Below are 15,592 nucleotides of genomic sequence, written 5' to 3'. Positions count from 1 at the left end.
CAACCCGACGACGAAGATGAGCGCAAAAGTCTGCTTGAGGCGAGGGGCTTAGGGCGGTACGGCCGCAGCATGTCTCAGAACACGCTCCAGAACCCGTCCCTGCGAGGCCTCTCTCATCAGGCCCGTGAAGCCAAAAGCTGGCCCTTCGAACAGGCCCGTCTGCTGCTGGACCGCGTGCTCAAACTTCGCCTGTCGGACGCCGAGCGCGACCTGGCCGCTACCTTGTTCGCCCAGGGCGATTTCGCCCAGGCCGTCGCCACCCTGCCGGCGCTGAACAAGCCGGTCGTCTTCCAATGCGGTTTCGGCGCCTCGGGCCTGCCGCACATGGGCACCTTTGGCGAGGCCGCGCGCCCGACCATGGTGCGCAACGCCTTCCGGGCCCTGACCGAAGACGCTATCCCGACCAAGCTGATCGTCTTCTCCGACGACATGGACGGCCTGCGGAAGATTCCGGACAACGTTCCCAACCGCGAGATTCTGGAAGAAGACCGCGACAAGCCGGTCAGCAAGGTCCGCGACCCCTTCGGCGAGCACGAGAGCTTCGCCCACCACAACAATGCTCGGCTGCGCGCCTTCCTCGACGGCTTCGGTTTCGACTACGACTTCATGTCGTCGACGGACTGCTACACCTCGGGCCGCTTCGACGAGGTGCTGCTGCGCGTACTGGCGCGGTTCGACGCCATGCAAGCGGTCATGCTGCCGACCCTGGGCGAGGAACGCCGGGCCACCTATTCACCGTTCCTGCCGATCAGCCCGAAGACCGGCCGCGTGCTGCAAGTTCCGACCCTGGAACGCAATGTCGAGGCCGGCACGATCGTCTTCGCCGACGAAGACGGAACCCTGACCGAGGTCCCGGTCACCGGCGGCCATGTGAAGCTGCAATGGCGTCCCGACTGGGCCGCCCGCTGGACCGCGCTGGAGGTCGACTTCGAAGCCTCCGGCAAGGATCTGGTCGACAGCGTGCGGGTGTCGAACAAGCTGGTGAAGGTGCTGGGCGGCACGCCGCCGGAAGCGTTCCACTTCGAATTGTTCATGGATGAGAACAACCAGAAGATCTCCAAGTCCAAGGGCAACGGCCTGACCATGGAGGAGTGGCTGCGCTACGGCGCGCCCGAGAGCCTCGCCTACTACATGTACCAGTCGCCTAAGTCGGCCAAGCGGCTCTATTTCGACGTGATCCCGAAGGCGACGGACGAGTACCTGCAGCAACTCGACGCCTACAACCGTGCGCGTGCCGACGGCGCCAACGGCCCGGCCATCGACAACCCGGCCTGGCACGTCCATCGCGGCGCGCCGCCGGAGCGCGGATCACCGGTGTCGTTCTCGCTGCTGCTGAACCTGGTCTCGGCGGCCGACGCCTCGACCAAGGACATCCTCTGGGGCTTCATCAGCCGCTACATCGCCGGCGCCACTCCTGAGACAGAGCCGACCCTGGACCGCCTGGCCGGCTACGCGATCAACTACTACGAGGACTTCGTGAAGCCCTCGAAGAAGTTCCGCGCGCCTGACGACAAGGAACGCGCGGCGATGACCGCTCTGGTCGCCCGCTTCAAGGCGCTGCCGGCCGACGCCGACGCCGAGACCATCCAGAACAATGTCTTCGAGGTCGGCAAGGACGCCGGGTTCGAACCGCTACGCGGCTGGTTCCAGGCGCTGTACGAAGTGCTGCTGGGCCAGAGCCAAGGCCCGCGCTTCGGCTCCTTCGCCGCCATCTTCGGCCTCGAGCGCACGATCGCCCTGATCGAACGCGCCCTGGCCGGCGAACTGACAGCCTAACGACCAAGCTCATCATCCTCCGGTCAGCCGGAGGATGATCGGTGCTAGTTCAGCACCCCGTAGTCGTCGTCGCCGATCGGCATGCCCGGCGGCGTTTCCGGCTTCACCTTCGGTGCGGCCAGCAAGGCGAGCGCATCGCGGTCGGCCAGCAGGGCGACCAGCCGCTGGCGATGAGCCCTATCGGCCGCATCCGCGCCGCCCTTGAGCCGCGCCGGCAAGCTGCGCAGGCGTTCGGCGATCTGCGAGGCCGCCGCGGGCGACAGCTTTGGATCGCGCTCGGCCTGCGCCAAGTCGAACACCAGGCGGGTCTGCACCCGGCGCGACACCTCGCCCAGGCGCCCAGGCGCTGGCGCGAACACTGTCTCGATCAGGCGATCCAACACTTCGCCGACGCCGATTTGGGCCGGATCACGCCGATGCTGATCGATAAGTCGGGTCAGGCGGTCTGGCGCAAGCAGGTGATCAAGCGTCATCCCGGCTGCAACATCGGCCGCCACCAGCGGGTCGAAAACCGGCCCGCCGGCGCCGGCGAACACCTCGATCACATACTGCCGGTCCGGGTCGCCTGACTGGGCCGACGACAGCATGGTGGTCAGGGTCTCGGGCGTGTCGAGATCCTGGGGCGCGAGGGTCGCAAGCAGCGAGGTCAGCGCCTGGCGCTGGCGATCGGCTGAGATCGGCGGTGAAATCTCGCGGCCGTCTCCGATCACCGAATAGGCGTAGTCCACTCCCCCGACGAGCTTGGCCGCCGCCTCGAGCTGATAGCGGTGCAGCAGATAGATCGGCACATACTTGCGCTTCAGGTTCGCCACCGGCTCGCCGGGCTTCAGCGCTCCAAGCCCAAAGCTCTCCAGCGCCACACGACGCACCTCCATCATCCGGTCGAGTTCGGCGGCAGGGTCAGCGCCGTCGTCCCAGAGACTGCCCCAAGGCTGGGCCGCGCCCAGCGGGCGGGCGTCGGCGTCGCTGACATAGCGCTCGCCACGCTTCACCATCGCCGAGGTCTTGGTCAGCAGCGCCTCCCCGCCGTCGCCATAGAGCCAATCGACGGTGAACCGGTCCCAGGGACCAATGCCGACGCCATAGGCGTCCGAGAGGTCGATCCGGCCTTGCTTCAACGTCACGCGCGGGGCCGGATAGTCCATCACCGAGGCGCGGTCCTGGGTCGAGGCGGCGAAATTGTGCGCAAAGCCGATGGAGTGGCCAACCTCATGGGCCGATAGCTGGCGCAACCGTGCGAGGGAAACCTGGATCGGGTCGTTGGGGCCGCCGGTCCCATTGCGATGGGCGCCGACCAGACCCTCGAAGATCAGCATGTCCTGGCGCACCCTCAGGGCGCCTAGCAACACCGAGCCCTTCACGATCTCCCCGGTGCGCGGATCGGTGACCGCCTGCCCGTAGGACCAGCCACGCGTGGCCCGGTCGACCCAGTTGATGACGTTGTATCGAACGTCCAGCGGATCGACCCCTTCGGGCAGCACCTTCACCTGGTAGGCGTCCTGGAAACCGGCTGCGTCGAACGCCTGCGCCCACCATGCCGCACCCTCAACCAGAGCCGTGCGGATCGGCTCAGGGGCGGCGCGGTCCACATAGAAGACGATCGGCTGCTTGACCGGCGATTTCGCCGCGCCCGGATTGGTCTTCTCCAACCGGAAACGATTGGCCAGCCGATAGACGATCTCCTCGCCAAGCGGCGCGGCATAGTCCAGCACCGTGGTCGAGAAGCCGCCGCTGCGCGGATCGAAGACACGCGGCTCGTAGCCTGGGGCCGGAAGCTTCACCAGCGAGTGGCGCACCTGCAGGGTGATCAACTTGGGATCGGGCGCGATGTTGCGCACCTCCGGCCCGGGGGTATCGGACGCGAAGGTCTGGCGCGCTTCGAACTCCAGGTTCTCGGGGAACACCTTCACCGCCGAGGGATCGGCCATGCTCAGCTCGGGCACGAGTTTATACCCCGCCTCGCCGGCCCGCTTCAGCGCGTCGGCGATGCCGATGGCGTCACGGGTCAGGAAGCTGGAGATGTCCACCAACAGGCGGCCGTCAGGCGTGGTCTCGACAATGTCTCCCGCCCAGACGGTGGACACTGAGAAGGCGTCACGGGCCGCCGCCTGCTCATCGGCCGGCGCCCCGGCGGCGCGGAACTTATGGTTCTCGAACTCGGCCACCACCTTCTTGCCGATGCGGCGGAAGGCCAGCACCTGGGTGTCGCCCAGCCGCGCACGATCCAGGCCCACCGGCGCCGAACCGAGACCGGTCTTGAGGGCGGTCAGGTAGAGATAGCGCCCGCTGACCCCGTCGGCGTCGGCGGCTGGCAACGACAGCAGGATACGGCCCCTCGCCTTGTCCACGTGCACCGGCAGCAAGCCGTCCTGGCGCACCGCCCCGACCAATGCCGAGGGCGCGCTCTCGGCGGCCAGGACCGGCCCCGACGCTGACAGGCAAACAGCGATCACCACCGCCGAGGCAGTGGACCGCAAAAGACCTCGAACCATGAAAACGCCCCTTTCGAAAACCCAAGCTAGCGGCGGTCGCGAGGCTGGGTCCAGCCATCACGTGTAGCTGACTGAACGCCGATCACCTTGACGTAAACGGAAGCATCGTTTTACGGTGTCAGTAATAGAAAATAGCGTCCAGGGAGGATGCCTCATGCCCGTTGACCTTCGCCGGCCCAACCGCACCTTCAGCATTCGGCAGCTCTGCCTCGAATTCAAATGCACGCCGCGCGCCCTGCGCTTCTATGAAGACAAGGGACTGCTCTTCCCGGCCCGCGACGGGCTCAACCGGGTCTATTCCTACAAGGATCGGGCCCGCCTGCAGCTCATCCTGCGTGGCAAGCGGGTCGGACTGGCCTTGGCGGAGATCGGCGAGATCCTCGATCTCTATGAACTGAACGATGGCGGGGCGGCTCAGAACGCCAAGTCATTGCTGAAGTTCCGTGAACGGATCGTCGCGCTCGAATCGCAACGCTCGGACATCGACCACGCCATTGACGAGCTGCGCCGTGGCTGTGACGCGCTGGAAAAGCACCTGAGCGCCACGCGGCCTGACCTGCTGCCCCGCGCCGCCGACTACGACCAGGTGCTGCGCGCCCGGTTGGGCGATCTCGAACATGTGAAATAGTGGGCCAGCGGGCGTCGCCCGCGACCTGCGTTCAGACTAGTCTACTTAAGGCTTCCGACTAGGTCGGAGGCCCTTTTGCCGTCAACCGGAGCGGACATGCCCTATCAGCCCCCCGTACGCGATCACGTCTTCCTTCTGCGCGATGTGCTGGAGATCGAGAAGTACGCCAACCTGCCGGGGTTCGCCGAAGCCTCGATGGACGTCATCGAGCAGATCATCGAGGAGGCCGGCCGCTTCACCGGCGAAGTGCTCGCCCCGCTGAACTCGGTCGGTGACAAGGAAGGCTGCACCTGGAACTCCGACCATACGGTCAAGACGCCAACTGGCTTCAAGGACGCCTACGCCAAGTTGGTCGAGGGCGGGTGGCCCGCGCTGGGCGCCGAGCCCGCCTATGGCGGTCAGGGTCTGCCGCATGTGGTGAACCTGTCCTTCTCCGAAATGTCCTCCTCGGCCAACATGGCCTTTTCCATGTATCCGGGCCTGACCCATGGGGCCTATTCGGCGATCCTGAACGGCGGATCGGACGAGCAGAAAAGCCTCTACCTGCCCAAGCTGGCCTCGGGCCAATGGGGCGGGACCATGAACCTGACGGAGCCGCATTGCGGCACCGACCTTGGCCTGCTGCGCACCAAGGCGGTCCCGCAGGCTGATGGCAGCTACAAGATCTCCGGCGGGAAAATCTGGATCTCCGGCGGCGAGCACGACATGGCCGAGAACATCGTCCACCTGGTGCTGGCTCGCATCGAGGGCGCGCCAGCCGGTACGCGCGGCATCAGCCTCTTCATCGTTCCAAAATTTATTCCGGATGCGGACGGAAAGCCGGGCGCGCGCAACAGCGTCTATTGCGACGGCCTCGAAGAGAAGATGGGGATCCACGGCAACGCGACCTGCGTGATCCGTCACGAGGAGTCGGTCGGCTGGCTGGTCGGGGAGGAAAACCGCGGCCTGTCGTTGATGTTCGTGATGATGAACGAGGCGCGGATCGGAGTCGGCCTGCAAGGCGTCGCCCAGGCTGAGGCCGCCTATCAGGCCGCCGCCACCTTCGCCAAGGAACGCCTGCAAGGCCGCTCGCTGACCGGACCGAAAAACCCCGACGGCCCCGCCGACCCGATCATCGTCCACCCCGATGTGCGCCGGATGCTGATGGACAGCCGCGCGATCATCGAGGGCGGCCGCGCCTTCCTGTTCTGGACCGCCCTGCAGGGCGACCTTGCCCACGCGCACCCCGACGAGTCCGTTCGCCAGAAGGCCGGCGACTACATGGCGCTGATGACGCCGGTGGTGAAGGGCTTCCTCACCGACCGGGGCCTCAAGGTCTGCTCCGACGCAGTCCAGGTGCACGGCGGGTCAGGCTTCACCGAGCACTTCCCGGTCAGCCAGTACATGCGCGATGTCCGCATCGCCCTGATCTATGAAGGCACCAACGGCGTCCAGGCCCTGGACCTGGTGGGCCGCAAGCTGGCGGCCGACGGCGGCCGGGCGGTGATGAGCTTCTTCGCCGAGATCGACGCCTTCGTGGAGGCCAACTCGGGCGACGAGACCTTGAAGCCGTTCACCGAGGGCCTAGCCAAGGCCAAGACCGAGCTGCAGGACGCCACCATGTGGCTGATGCAAAACGGCCTGATGAACCCGGATAACGCCGGCGCCGCATCGACCGACTACATGCATCTCTTCGGCCTGACTGCGCTGGCCTATATGTGGGCCCAGATCGCCAAGACCGCCCAGGCCAAGGTGGCGGCCGGCGAGACCGATCCCTTCTATTCCAGCAAGCTGATCATCGGCCGCTACTACGTGGAGCGGATCCTGCCCGAGACCAGCGGCCACCTGGCCAAGCTGAAGAGCGGCTCGGAGCTGATGATGGCCCTGCCGGCGGAGGCGTTCTGATGGCGAGCTACACCGCCGACGTCGCTTGGAACCTGCGGGACGGCGAAGACTTCGCCAAGGGGCGCTACAGCCGCGGTCATGTGATCAGTTTCGACGGGGGGCTGATCGTCCCGGCCTCGGCCTCGCCCCACGTGGTCGGCAAGTGGGCGGTCGAGGAAGCGGTGGATCCCGAAGAAATGTTCGTGGCGGCGCTGTCCAACTGCCACATGCTGACCTTCCTGCATAAGGCCAGGCTGGCAGGCTTCATCGTCACCTCCTATCGCGACCATGCCTCGGGCGTGATGGAAGAGATCGCGCCCGGCCGCGCGGCGGTGACGCGGGTGACGCTAAAGCCTCAGATCGAGTGGGACGGCGATGCGCCGGACGCGCAGGCCTTGGCCAAGCTGCACCACGAGGCGCACGAGGAATGCTTCATCGCCAATTCGGTGAAGACCGAGGTGACGGTGCTCTAAGCACCCACCTCGGAGACCGCTCATCCCGGCGAAAGCCGGGACCCAAGCGGCGTCCGGGCACACTGAACCCGAGCTAGGTTTGCGAGCCGGCTTGAGCCCCGGCTTTCGCCGGGGTGAGCGGTCCGGTCAACTCTTCCAACCTGACCCGCAGCGCCTCAGCGTCCTTCAGGTCGCACTCCCAGATCGTCTCGACCCGCCATCCCTGCTGAGTGAGCGCAGCCTCGGCGGCGGCGTCGCGGGCCTTGTTGCGCGCCACCTTGGCCAGCCAATACTCCTGATTGGCCTTGGGCACCCGGCTTCCCCGGGCGCAGTCATGACCGTGCCAGAAACAGCCGTGGACAAAGATCACCAGCCGCCGTCCGGCCATCACGATATCGGGCGAGCCAGGTAGATCCTTGCGGTTCAGGCGATAGCGAACCCCAAGCGCGGTCAGAGCCTTGCGCACCTTCAGCTCCGGCGCCGTATCGCGCCCCTTGACCCGGCGCATCACTGCCGACCGCTTCTCCGTGGAGAAGACATCGGTCATGGTCGCAGGACCTTTGGCGTCCGGCCAAGGCGCAGCGTCCCTGTCAGGACGTAGGCCGCGATCTGGCGCGCGCCCGGCGCCTTGGACCCTGGGGTGAAGAACCAGTCGCGCACGAAGGGTCCTACCCAGCCGCCCGACTGGAACAGCGGCGTCAGCCAGCGCGAGATGAACTGATAGAGGCCGGCATGGCGGCGCCGGGCCAGTTGATATCCCCGGACCGACTTCGCCACCTGCGGCGTGAGGCGCTCAGCCAGTTCCACCGCATCGATGAGGCCCAGGTTTGCGCCCTGGCCCAATTGCGGGCTGGCGCCATGGGCGGCGTCGCCGATCAGCAGAAAGCGGCCGTTCGACCACCCGCCTGTGCGCACATCGCGATAGGTCGCCCGCGAGAACGCCTCCGCGCCCTGGAACTGCGCCAGGATCGGCGCGGCCTGCGGCCACATCGCCTGCGCCCGCGCGCGCCATGCGGCGATATCACCGGCCATGAACTCGTCCATCTGCGTCACCGGCAAGGACCAGAAGAAACTCACCAGATCAGTATCGCCCGCCGGTCCACGGCCGATCGGCAGCACGCCCATCATGGTGCTGGCCCGATCATAACGCTGAGTGAGGGCCCCGGCGAAGACGCCGTCTGGGTCGCGCGCATTCGCCCAGACCGCCCCCCAGGGATAGACCGGTGCCCTCGACCTCGGGCGCACCAGGCTGCGAAGCTGCGAGCCCGAGCCGTCGGCGATCACCACCAAGTCGAACGGACCGTGCGAGCCGCCGGCCGCATCGATCAGACGCGGCGCCTCAGCGTCTTCCCAACCGACGATCTCGACGCCGGTGCGCAGTTCGACCCCGGCCGGGGCCAGGGCGTCATGCAAGACACCAAACAGGGTGGCGCGATGGACGCCCACGCCAAACGCATCGGGCCGCCAGTCGGCGTAGCGCATGGCCATGATCGGCCGGCCCGAAAGGTCCCGGCCGTCCAGGGCGTCAACCCGCGCGCCACGAGCGATCACCGGCTCGGCCAGGCCCAGCGCCTTGAGCGCCGCCAGGCCTGAAGGTTGGAGAAGCAGGCCGGACCCTAGCGGACGCGGCTCGGAAAAGGCTTCCAGCAGGACGACCTGATGGCCCCGACGCGCCAGGGCCAACGACGCCGCCATGCCGGCGACGCCGCAGCCCACCACTGCGATCTTCATAGGGCTGGAACGGGTCTAGAGCCCGTCGAACAGCGCCGTCGAGAGGTAGCGCTCGGCGAAGCTCGGGATGATCGCGACGATCAGCTTGCCGGCATATTCGTCCCGCGAAGCCAGGTCGAAGGCCGCGGTCAGGGCCGCGCCCGACGAGATGCCGACCGGAATGCCTTCTTCCTTGGCGATGCGCCGCGCCATAGCGAAGCTGTCGTCGTTGGAGACCTGGATGATCTCATCCATCACGCCGCGGTCGAGGATCGAGGGCACGAAGCCCGCGCCGATGCCCTGGATCTTGTGCGGGGCCGGCTGGCCGCCAGACAGCACGGGCGAGGACTCAGGCTCCACGGCGACCATCTTCACCGAGGGCTTGCGAGCCTTCAGCACCTGACCGATGCCGGTGATGGTGCCGCCGGTGCCGACGCCCGACACCACCGCATCGACGCGGCCGTCGGTGTCGTTCCAGATTTCCTCGGCCGTCGAGACCCGGTGAATCAGTGGGTTGGCTTCGTTGTCGAACTGCTGGGGCATGACCGCGCCCGGCGTCGCTTCGACGATTTCCTTAGCCCGGGCCACGGCGCCGGCCATGCCACGCTCGGCCGGAGTCAGTTCCAGCTTGGCGCCCAGGATCAGCAGCATCTTGCGGCGCTCGATCGACATGCTCTCGGGCATGACCAGGGTGATCGGATAGCCCTTGGAGGCGGCCACGAAGGCGAGCGCGATGCCGGTGTTGCCGCTGGTCGGCTCGACGATGGAGCCGCCGGGCTTCAGCCGGCCCGTGGCCTCCAGCCATTCGATCATGGCGACGCCGATGCGGTCCTTGACCGAGGCCAGCGGGTTGAAGAACTCGAGCTTGGCGACGACCTCGCCCTTGGGCTGCAGCGCCTTGGTCAGGTTCGGTAGGCGGACCAGCGGGGTGTCGCCGATCAGGTCGATGACGGAATCGAAGATCTTGCCGCGGCCGGAACGCTTGTGGCGGGCTGCGTCGTAGTTGGAGGCGTCGGCCATGGCTCTCTCGTGTCTCTGGCTGGGAGCGTGAGCGGCTAACCTAAGGCCCCGAACGGGATTTGGAAGCGCACTTCTTCTAGAGCAACGCCGAGCTTGCCTATTCGGCGGCGACGGCGGCCCCGGCCGGCGCCAGCAAGGGCTCCAGAATGGTCGCCGCCAACCACCGAACGACCGGAACGACGACCCCGTCGCCGGCGACATGCAGGGCGCCGGTCGCAGCGGTCGGCAGGACATAGCTGTCGGGCAGGCCCATCAGGCGTGCGCCTTCGCGCGGCGAGAGCAGCCTGCTCCGCACCCTATCGCCTTCGATCACCACCAGGGTCTGGCGCGAAGACCCGCCGCGCGGCGTACGCAAGCAGCCGGCCAGACCGTCGAACCGCACTTCGGAGCGCTGCACCTTCTTGCCGTCCGCCACTCGCATCCGATTGAACACCGCGCCGACCGACCGCGCGCCCGAGCTTTTCGCCGCCTCGATCCGCGCCCGGTGTAGAGGCGCCATCAGATCGAGCAGGCGCTGGGTGCGCGCGGCCTCGTGCCAGGCAACGTCGGCGTCAGGTTCGAGCAGGCTGGCCAAGTCGGTATTGCGAACCGCCGGAGCGTCCGGCCCCCACCAGATCCAGCGGGCGGCGAGGTCCGCGGGTAACCGGTCGTAGGCGTCTCTTACCGCGCGGGTCTGAAACGGGCTTTCGCCGATCAGGCTCGGGTGCGGCGGCTCGCGCGTGGCGATCACGAACACCCGGGGGCGCGACTGCGGCACGAACCGGCCGGCGTCGATCTCAAGCGCGCCGAAGCTATAGCCCTGGCCCGCCAGAGCGCGGCAGAGGGCGGCGAAGTCGGCCCCGCCGTGCGAGGTCAGCAGCCCTGACACGTTCTCGATCACCACCGCGCGAGGACCATCGGCGCCCAGGGCTTCGATCAGCCGCCAGAAACCGAAAAAGGCCGAGGAGCGGCCGCCGCCAAGCCCAGCTCGCGCGCCTGCGAGGCTGAAATCCTGGCAGGGCGAGGACGCCCAGGCCAAGTCCACACGCGGCGGAAGCGCCCCAGCTTCCAGCTTCCAGACATCGCCTTCATGGAAGTGCTCCGCCGCATCGGGGAAGTTCGCTCGGTAGGTCGCCGCCTTCAACCTGTCGAAATCGTTGGCGAAAGCACAGTTCCAGCCAGGGCCGAGGCCCAGGCGCGCCATGCCGCCGCCCGCGAAAAACTCGTAAAAGTTGAGAGACCGACTCATTATGCTGACTCTACCTTCGTTCGGTCACCGCGAAAGGACGCCCTTCATGCGACATGCTCTCCCCATTCTCGCCGCGCTCGCCCTCGCCGCCTGCCAACCCCAGGCGCCGGACGGCAAGCCCGCGTCCGCGCCGGCCGATGCGCCACCGGTGGTCGGCGCCGCGCCGACGGAAACGGCCGGGGCCCTGCCCGACGCGTTCAAGGGCGATTTGCACGTCGTCGGCACAGAACCGTTCTGGTCGGCGCAGGTCCGCGAGAAGGACATCGCCTTCAACATGATGGATCCGGCCACGAACCTGACCGGCCCGAACAACGGCGCGGTGATGCAGGACGGCAAGGCGGTCTGGGAGACGGTGATCGGCGGCAAGCCGCTCAAGCTGACCCTGACCCAGCAGGCCGGCTGCTCGGACGGCATGTCGGACCTGAAGTTCCCCTTGGCCGCCGAGATCGTCCATGACGGCAAGACCCTCAAGGGCTGCGCTTCCAAGGAATCGGAACGCCCGCGCGAGCAGGTGGCGCCGTAGGGGCGCCCTTGACCTGAGCCCGTCTCAGGGCCGGTAATCTCTCCAACGTCGATAAGAACGATCAGGGAGATGGCCATGGAACGGGCTTGGGACCTCGTTATCCGGGGTGGAACGCTCGTGGACGGCTCGGGCGGCGCGCCTTTCGAGGCCGATGTCGCGGTCAAGGACGGCGCCATCGCGTTCGTCGGCCGGGTGGGCGGCGCCGGGGCGCGTGAGATCGACGCGCGCGGCAAGATCGTCACCCCCGGCTTTGTCGACATCCACACCCACTATGACGGCCAGGCCACCTGGGATGGCCACATGCAGCCTTCGGCCTGGCACGGCGTCACCACCGTGGTCATGGGCAATTGCGGGGTTGGCTTCGCGCCCTGCAAACCAGAGGATCACGACCGGCTGATCCGGCTGATGGAAGGCGTGGAGGACATCCCCTTCCCGGTCCTGACTGAGGGCCTGCCCTGGAATTGGGAGAGCTTCCCAGACTATCTCGACAGCCTGGCGGCGCGACGCTTCGACGTCGATATCGGAACCCAGCTGCCGCACGCGGCGCTGCGGGTCTATGTAATGGGCGAACGCGGCGCCAATCGCGAGGATGCCACGCCCGCCGACATCGCCGCCATGGCGAGCCTGGCCAAGAGCGCGATGGAGGCGGGAGCCCTCGGCTTCTCCACCTCCCGCACGCTCAACCACCGCACCAGCGATGGCCAGCCGACCCCGACCCTGACCGGGTCGGAGGACGAACTGACCGGCATCGCGCTCGGCCTCGCCGCCGCCGGAAAGGGCGCCTTGCAATTCGTCTCCGACTTCGCCGAACCGGAGGAAGAGTTCGCCATGCTGCGCCGAATTGTCGAGCGCTCCGGCCGACCGATGTCCTTCTCCCTGGTCCAGAATCCCCGCTATCCGAACCAGTGGCGCACCCTGCTGGAACGGTTGTCGGAGGCCAATGACGGCGGCCTGACCATACGCGGCCAGGTCGCCGGACGGCCGGTGGGCATCCTCTTTGGCCTGGAGCTGACGGTGAACCCTTTCAGCCGGCACGCCACCTATAGCGAGATCGCCGGCCTGCCGTTGGCCGAACGCGTCGCCCATCTACGCGACCCGGCCTTCCGGGCCAGGCTATTGGCCGAAAGCCCTGAGCCGGCGCCGGGCCTCGGGATCAACATGATCCAGAACTGGCCCGTCATGTTCCTGATGGGCGACGAACCCGACTACGAACAGACGCCTGACCGCACGCTTGCGGTCCTGGCCCAGGCGAGCGGCGTGACGCCCCAGGGCCTGGCGCTCGATCACATGCTGCGCAACGAAGGACGCGGCATGCTCTACCTGCCGTTCCTGAACTATGCCGACGGCTCGCTCGACCCGTCCTATGCGATGCTCAACCACCGCGACACCGTGCCGGGGCTATCCGATGGCGGGGCCCACGTCGGCATGATCTGCGACGGTTCGTTCCCGACGTCGAACCTGACCCACTGGACACGCGACCGCACGCGCGGCCCAAAACTGACGCTAGAGGCCATGGTCCGCATGCAGACCCATGACACGGCCCAGGCAGTCGGGCTGCACGATCGCGGCCTGATCCAGCCTGGCTATCGCGCCGACCTCAATGTGATCGACTACGAAGGCCTGACGCTGAAGGCGCCGGCCGTCGCCTACGATCTGCCGGCGGGCGGCAGGCGCCTGGTCCAACGCGCCGACGGCTATGTGGCCACCATCGTCGCCGGCGAGATCACCTATCTGGACGGCGAACCGACAGGGGCCCTACCCGGCCGGCTGCTGCGCGGCGCCCAGGCCGCGCCACAGGCGATCGCGGCGGAGTAGTCCCGTCCCACCAGTTCGTCATCCCCGGGCGCTTGTCCCGGGGATCCATACGCGCCCGCCTTTCAGGCAAACCCACGACCTCGGAGTCTATGGATGGCCGGCTCAAGAGGCCGGCCATGACGAACTGTTGAGGGAGGGGAACGGCGGGAACGCCCCAGAGGACATTGGCCGCAGCATCTTTCCCTCCCCATGACCGGCGGGCATGGCTATGTACGGCCCCATGCCTGCTTCCCTCGATGAAGCGCGGGAAATCCTGCGCCGCACTTTCGGACATGCCGAATTCCGGGGGCGTCAGGCCGAGGTGATCACCGAGGTGCTGGCCGGACGCAGCGCCATGGCGGTGTTGCCCACCGGCGGCGGCAAGAGCGTCTGCTATCAGATCCCCGCCATGATGCGGCCCGGGCTCGGCCTAGTGGTCTCGCCGCTGATCGCGTTGATGGCCGACCAGGTCGCAGGCCTGCAGCAATCGGGCGTCGCCGCCGCCCGCATCGATTCCACCGGCGAATCCTGGGAACGGGCCCAGACCTGGGAGCGGATCGAGCACGGCGAGCTGGACCTGCTCTACATCTCCCCCGAAGGCCTGATGCAGCCCTCGATGCTGGAGCGGCTGTCGCGCACGCCCCTGGCCCTGATCGCCATCGACGAGGCTCACTGCGTCAGCCAATGGGGCCACGATTTCCGGCCGGAATACCGGATGATGGGCCGCCTGGCCGACATCTTCCCCAATGTGCCGAGGCTGGCGGTGACCGCCACCGCCGACACCCGGACCCGCGAAGACATCCGCACCGAACTGCGGCTGCAGGACTCCGCCGAGTTCGTCGCCAGCTTCGCCCGGCCCGAGCTCGCCCTCTCGGCTGAGCGCAAGCGCGGCGCTGGTCACAAGCGGGTGCTGGAACTGGTCGCCGCCCGGCCAGACCGCTCGGGCGTGATCTATGCTGGCTCGCGCGACGGGGTCGACAAGCTGGCCGAGACCTTGCGCGGCGAGGGCGTTCCGGCGCTCGCCTATCACGCCGGCCTCGACAAGAACCTGCGCGCCGAGCGCCTGGAGAAGTTCCTGGAAGCCGACGCTGCGGTGATGGTGGCGACCATCGCCTTCGGCATGGGCGTCGACAAACCCGATGTCCGATATGTGATCCACGCCGATCCGCCGGCCTCCATTGAGGCCTATTGGCAGGAAATCGGGCGGGCCGGGCGCGACGGCGATCCGGCCGAGGGCATCACCCTCTACGGCGCCTCCGACATGGCCTGGGCCTTCCGGCGCCTGGACGGCCGCGACGTCGACGAGAGCGTCAAACAGGTCCAGGGCCGCAAGGTCCGCCAGCTCTACGCCATGCTCGATGGCGCCGCCTGCCGAGCCGCCGCGGTGCGTCGCTATTTCGGTGAGGAGGGGGTCGACGCCTGCGGCCAGTGCGACCTTTGCCTCGGAACCGTCGAGACCGTAGACGCCACCGAAGCCGCCCAAAAGGCGCTGTCGGCCGTGCATCGCATGGGCGGCCGGTTCGGCCGGGTGCGGCTGGTCGATCACCTGCTGGGCAAGACGAAAACGCCATCCGCGTTCGAGGCCGGCCTATCGACCTTCGGCGTGGGCCAGGAGCTGAGCGCCGCCGGCTGGCGCGACCTGTTCGATCAGCTGCTGTTCGATGGTCTGCTGCGGGAGAACCACGAGGACGGCTACCCGCTGATCGGGCTCGGTGAGCTTGAGGGCGTGAAGGCGGTCTATCGCGGCGAGCGACGGGTCGCCCTGCGCAAGGGGATGGACGACCCCGAGCCCGGCGCCCGCTCCAGCCGCGCCCGCAAGAAGACCAGCGGTTCGAGCGCGGCGACCGTTATCGCGCCGCACGACCAGCCGCTGTTCGACGCCCTGCGCGCCTGGCGGCGCGACGAGGCCGCACGCCAGCACCTGCCGCCCTATGTGATCTTCCACGACCGCACCCTGGCCGAGATCGCCGCCAAGAAGCCCAAGGGGCTGCCGTCGCTCGCGGCGATTTCGGGCGTCGGCGAGGGCAAGCTGGAGCGCTACGGCGAGGCGGTGCTGGAAGTGCTGAACGCCGCCACGGTTTAGGCGGGGCGCGGTCGACGCCCGCC

General features: G+C 67.5%; 12 protein-coding genes. 7 read left to right on the top strand and 5 right to left on the bottom strand.

The window, feature by feature from the left end; translation table 11 throughout:
• Window positions 1-69 precede the first annotated feature (69 nt).
• The gene (locus Q8M13_RS01725; RefSeq protein ID WP_305297895.1) at window positions 70-1,776 is read left to right on the top strand and encodes a lysine--tRNA ligase; all 1,707 of its coding nucleotides are present in this window, start codon (window positions 70-72) and stop codon (window positions 1,774-1,776) included.
• A 44-nt stretch (window positions 1,777-1,820) separates the two neighbouring features.
• Here Q8M13_RS01725 and Q8M13_RS01720 read toward each other — a convergent pair whose 3' ends face one another.
• On the bottom strand, window positions 1,821-4,253 hold the full coding sequence (locus Q8M13_RS01720) for a zinc-dependent metalloprotease (protein ID WP_305297894.1): 2,433 nt from the start codon (window positions 4,251-4,253) through the stop codon (window positions 1,821-1,823).
• A 169-nt stretch (window positions 4,254-4,422) separates the two neighbouring features.
• Between Q8M13_RS01720 and Q8M13_RS01715 the strand changes: the two genes are divergently transcribed.
• The 3 genes from Q8M13_RS01715 to Q8M13_RS01705 all read left to right on the top strand — a co-directional run bounded on the left by Q8M13_RS01715 (window position 4,423) and on the right by Q8M13_RS01705 (window position 7,232).
• Window positions 4,423-4,896: a MerR family DNA-binding transcriptional regulator gene (locus Q8M13_RS01715; protein WP_305297893.1), complete on the top strand. Its 474-nt coding sequence runs from the start codon at window positions 4,423-4,425 to the stop codon at window positions 4,894-4,896.
• Window positions 4,897-4,992: 96 nt separating this feature from the next.
• The gene (locus Q8M13_RS01710) at window positions 4,993-6,780 is read left to right on the top strand and encodes an acyl-CoA dehydrogenase C-terminal domain-containing protein (RefSeq protein WP_305297892.1); all 1,788 of its coding nucleotides are present in this window, start codon (window positions 4,993-4,995) and stop codon (window positions 6,778-6,780) included.
• Window positions 6,780-7,232, top strand: coding sequence for an OsmC family protein (locus tag Q8M13_RS01705; RefSeq protein WP_305297891.1), 453 nt, complete (start codon window positions 6,780-6,782; stop codon window positions 7,230-7,232). Before Q8M13_RS01710 ends, Q8M13_RS01705 begins: the two co-directional genes overlap by 1 nt.
• A gap of 73 nt (window positions 7,233-7,305) precedes the next feature.
• On the opposite strand, the gene Q8M13_RS01700 is transcribed toward Q8M13_RS01705, so the two are convergent.
• The 4 genes from Q8M13_RS01700 to Q8M13_RS01685 form a co-directional block, all read right to left on the bottom strand.
• Window positions 7,306-7,758, bottom strand: a complete 453-nt coding sequence (locus Q8M13_RS01700) for a very short patch repair endonuclease (protein WP_305297890.1) — start codon at window positions 7,756-7,758, stop codon at window positions 7,306-7,308.
• Window positions 7,755-8,942, bottom strand: coding sequence for an NAD(P)/FAD-dependent oxidoreductase (locus Q8M13_RS01695; protein WP_305297889.1), 1,188 nt, complete (start codon window positions 8,940-8,942; stop codon window positions 7,755-7,757). Before Q8M13_RS01695 ends, Q8M13_RS01700 begins: the two co-directional genes overlap by 4 nt.
• Window positions 8,943-8,957: 15 nt before the next feature.
• Entirely contained in the window at window positions 8,958-9,941 is a 984-nt protein-coding gene (cysK, locus tag Q8M13_RS01690; RefSeq protein ID WP_305297888.1) for a cysteine synthase A, read from the bottom strand.
• A gap of 97 nt (window positions 9,942-10,038) precedes the next feature.
• Window positions 10,039-11,169 carry a DNA cytosine methyltransferase gene (locus Q8M13_RS01685; RefSeq protein ID WP_305297887.1) on the bottom strand — a complete coding sequence of 377 codons (1,131 nt, stop codon included), beginning with the start codon at window positions 11,167-11,169 and terminating at the stop codon, window positions 10,039-10,041.
• A 46-nt stretch (window positions 11,170-11,215) separates the two neighbouring features.
• On the opposite strand from Q8M13_RS01685, the gene Q8M13_RS01680 reads away from it, so the two are divergent.
• From Q8M13_RS01680 to recQ, 3 genes are all read left to right on the top strand, one after another.
• Window positions 11,216-11,692 carry a hypothetical protein gene (locus Q8M13_RS01680; RefSeq protein ID WP_305297886.1) on the top strand — a complete coding sequence of 159 codons (477 nt, stop codon included), beginning with the start codon at window positions 11,216-11,218 and terminating at the stop codon, window positions 11,690-11,692.
• A 75-nt stretch (window positions 11,693-11,767) separates the two neighbouring features.
• A complete protein-coding gene (locus Q8M13_RS01675) occupies window positions 11,768-13,507 on the top strand; it encodes an amidohydrolase family protein (protein WP_305297885.1) in 1,740 nt (579 codons plus the stop codon).
• 220 nt (window positions 13,508-13,727) lie between these two features.
• A complete protein-coding gene (gene recQ, locus Q8M13_RS01670; protein WP_305297884.1) occupies window positions 13,728-15,569 on the top strand; it encodes a DNA helicase RecQ in 1,842 nt (613 codons plus the stop codon).
• The last annotated feature ends 23 nt before the right edge of the window (window positions 15,570-15,592 follow it).

Source organism: Phenylobacterium sp. (assembly GCF_030681155.1).
Classification (GTDB): Bacteria; Pseudomonadota; Alphaproteobacteria; order Caulobacterales; family Caulobacteraceae; genus Phenylobacterium.
This window is presented reverse-complemented; position numbering and strand designations above follow the sequence as displayed.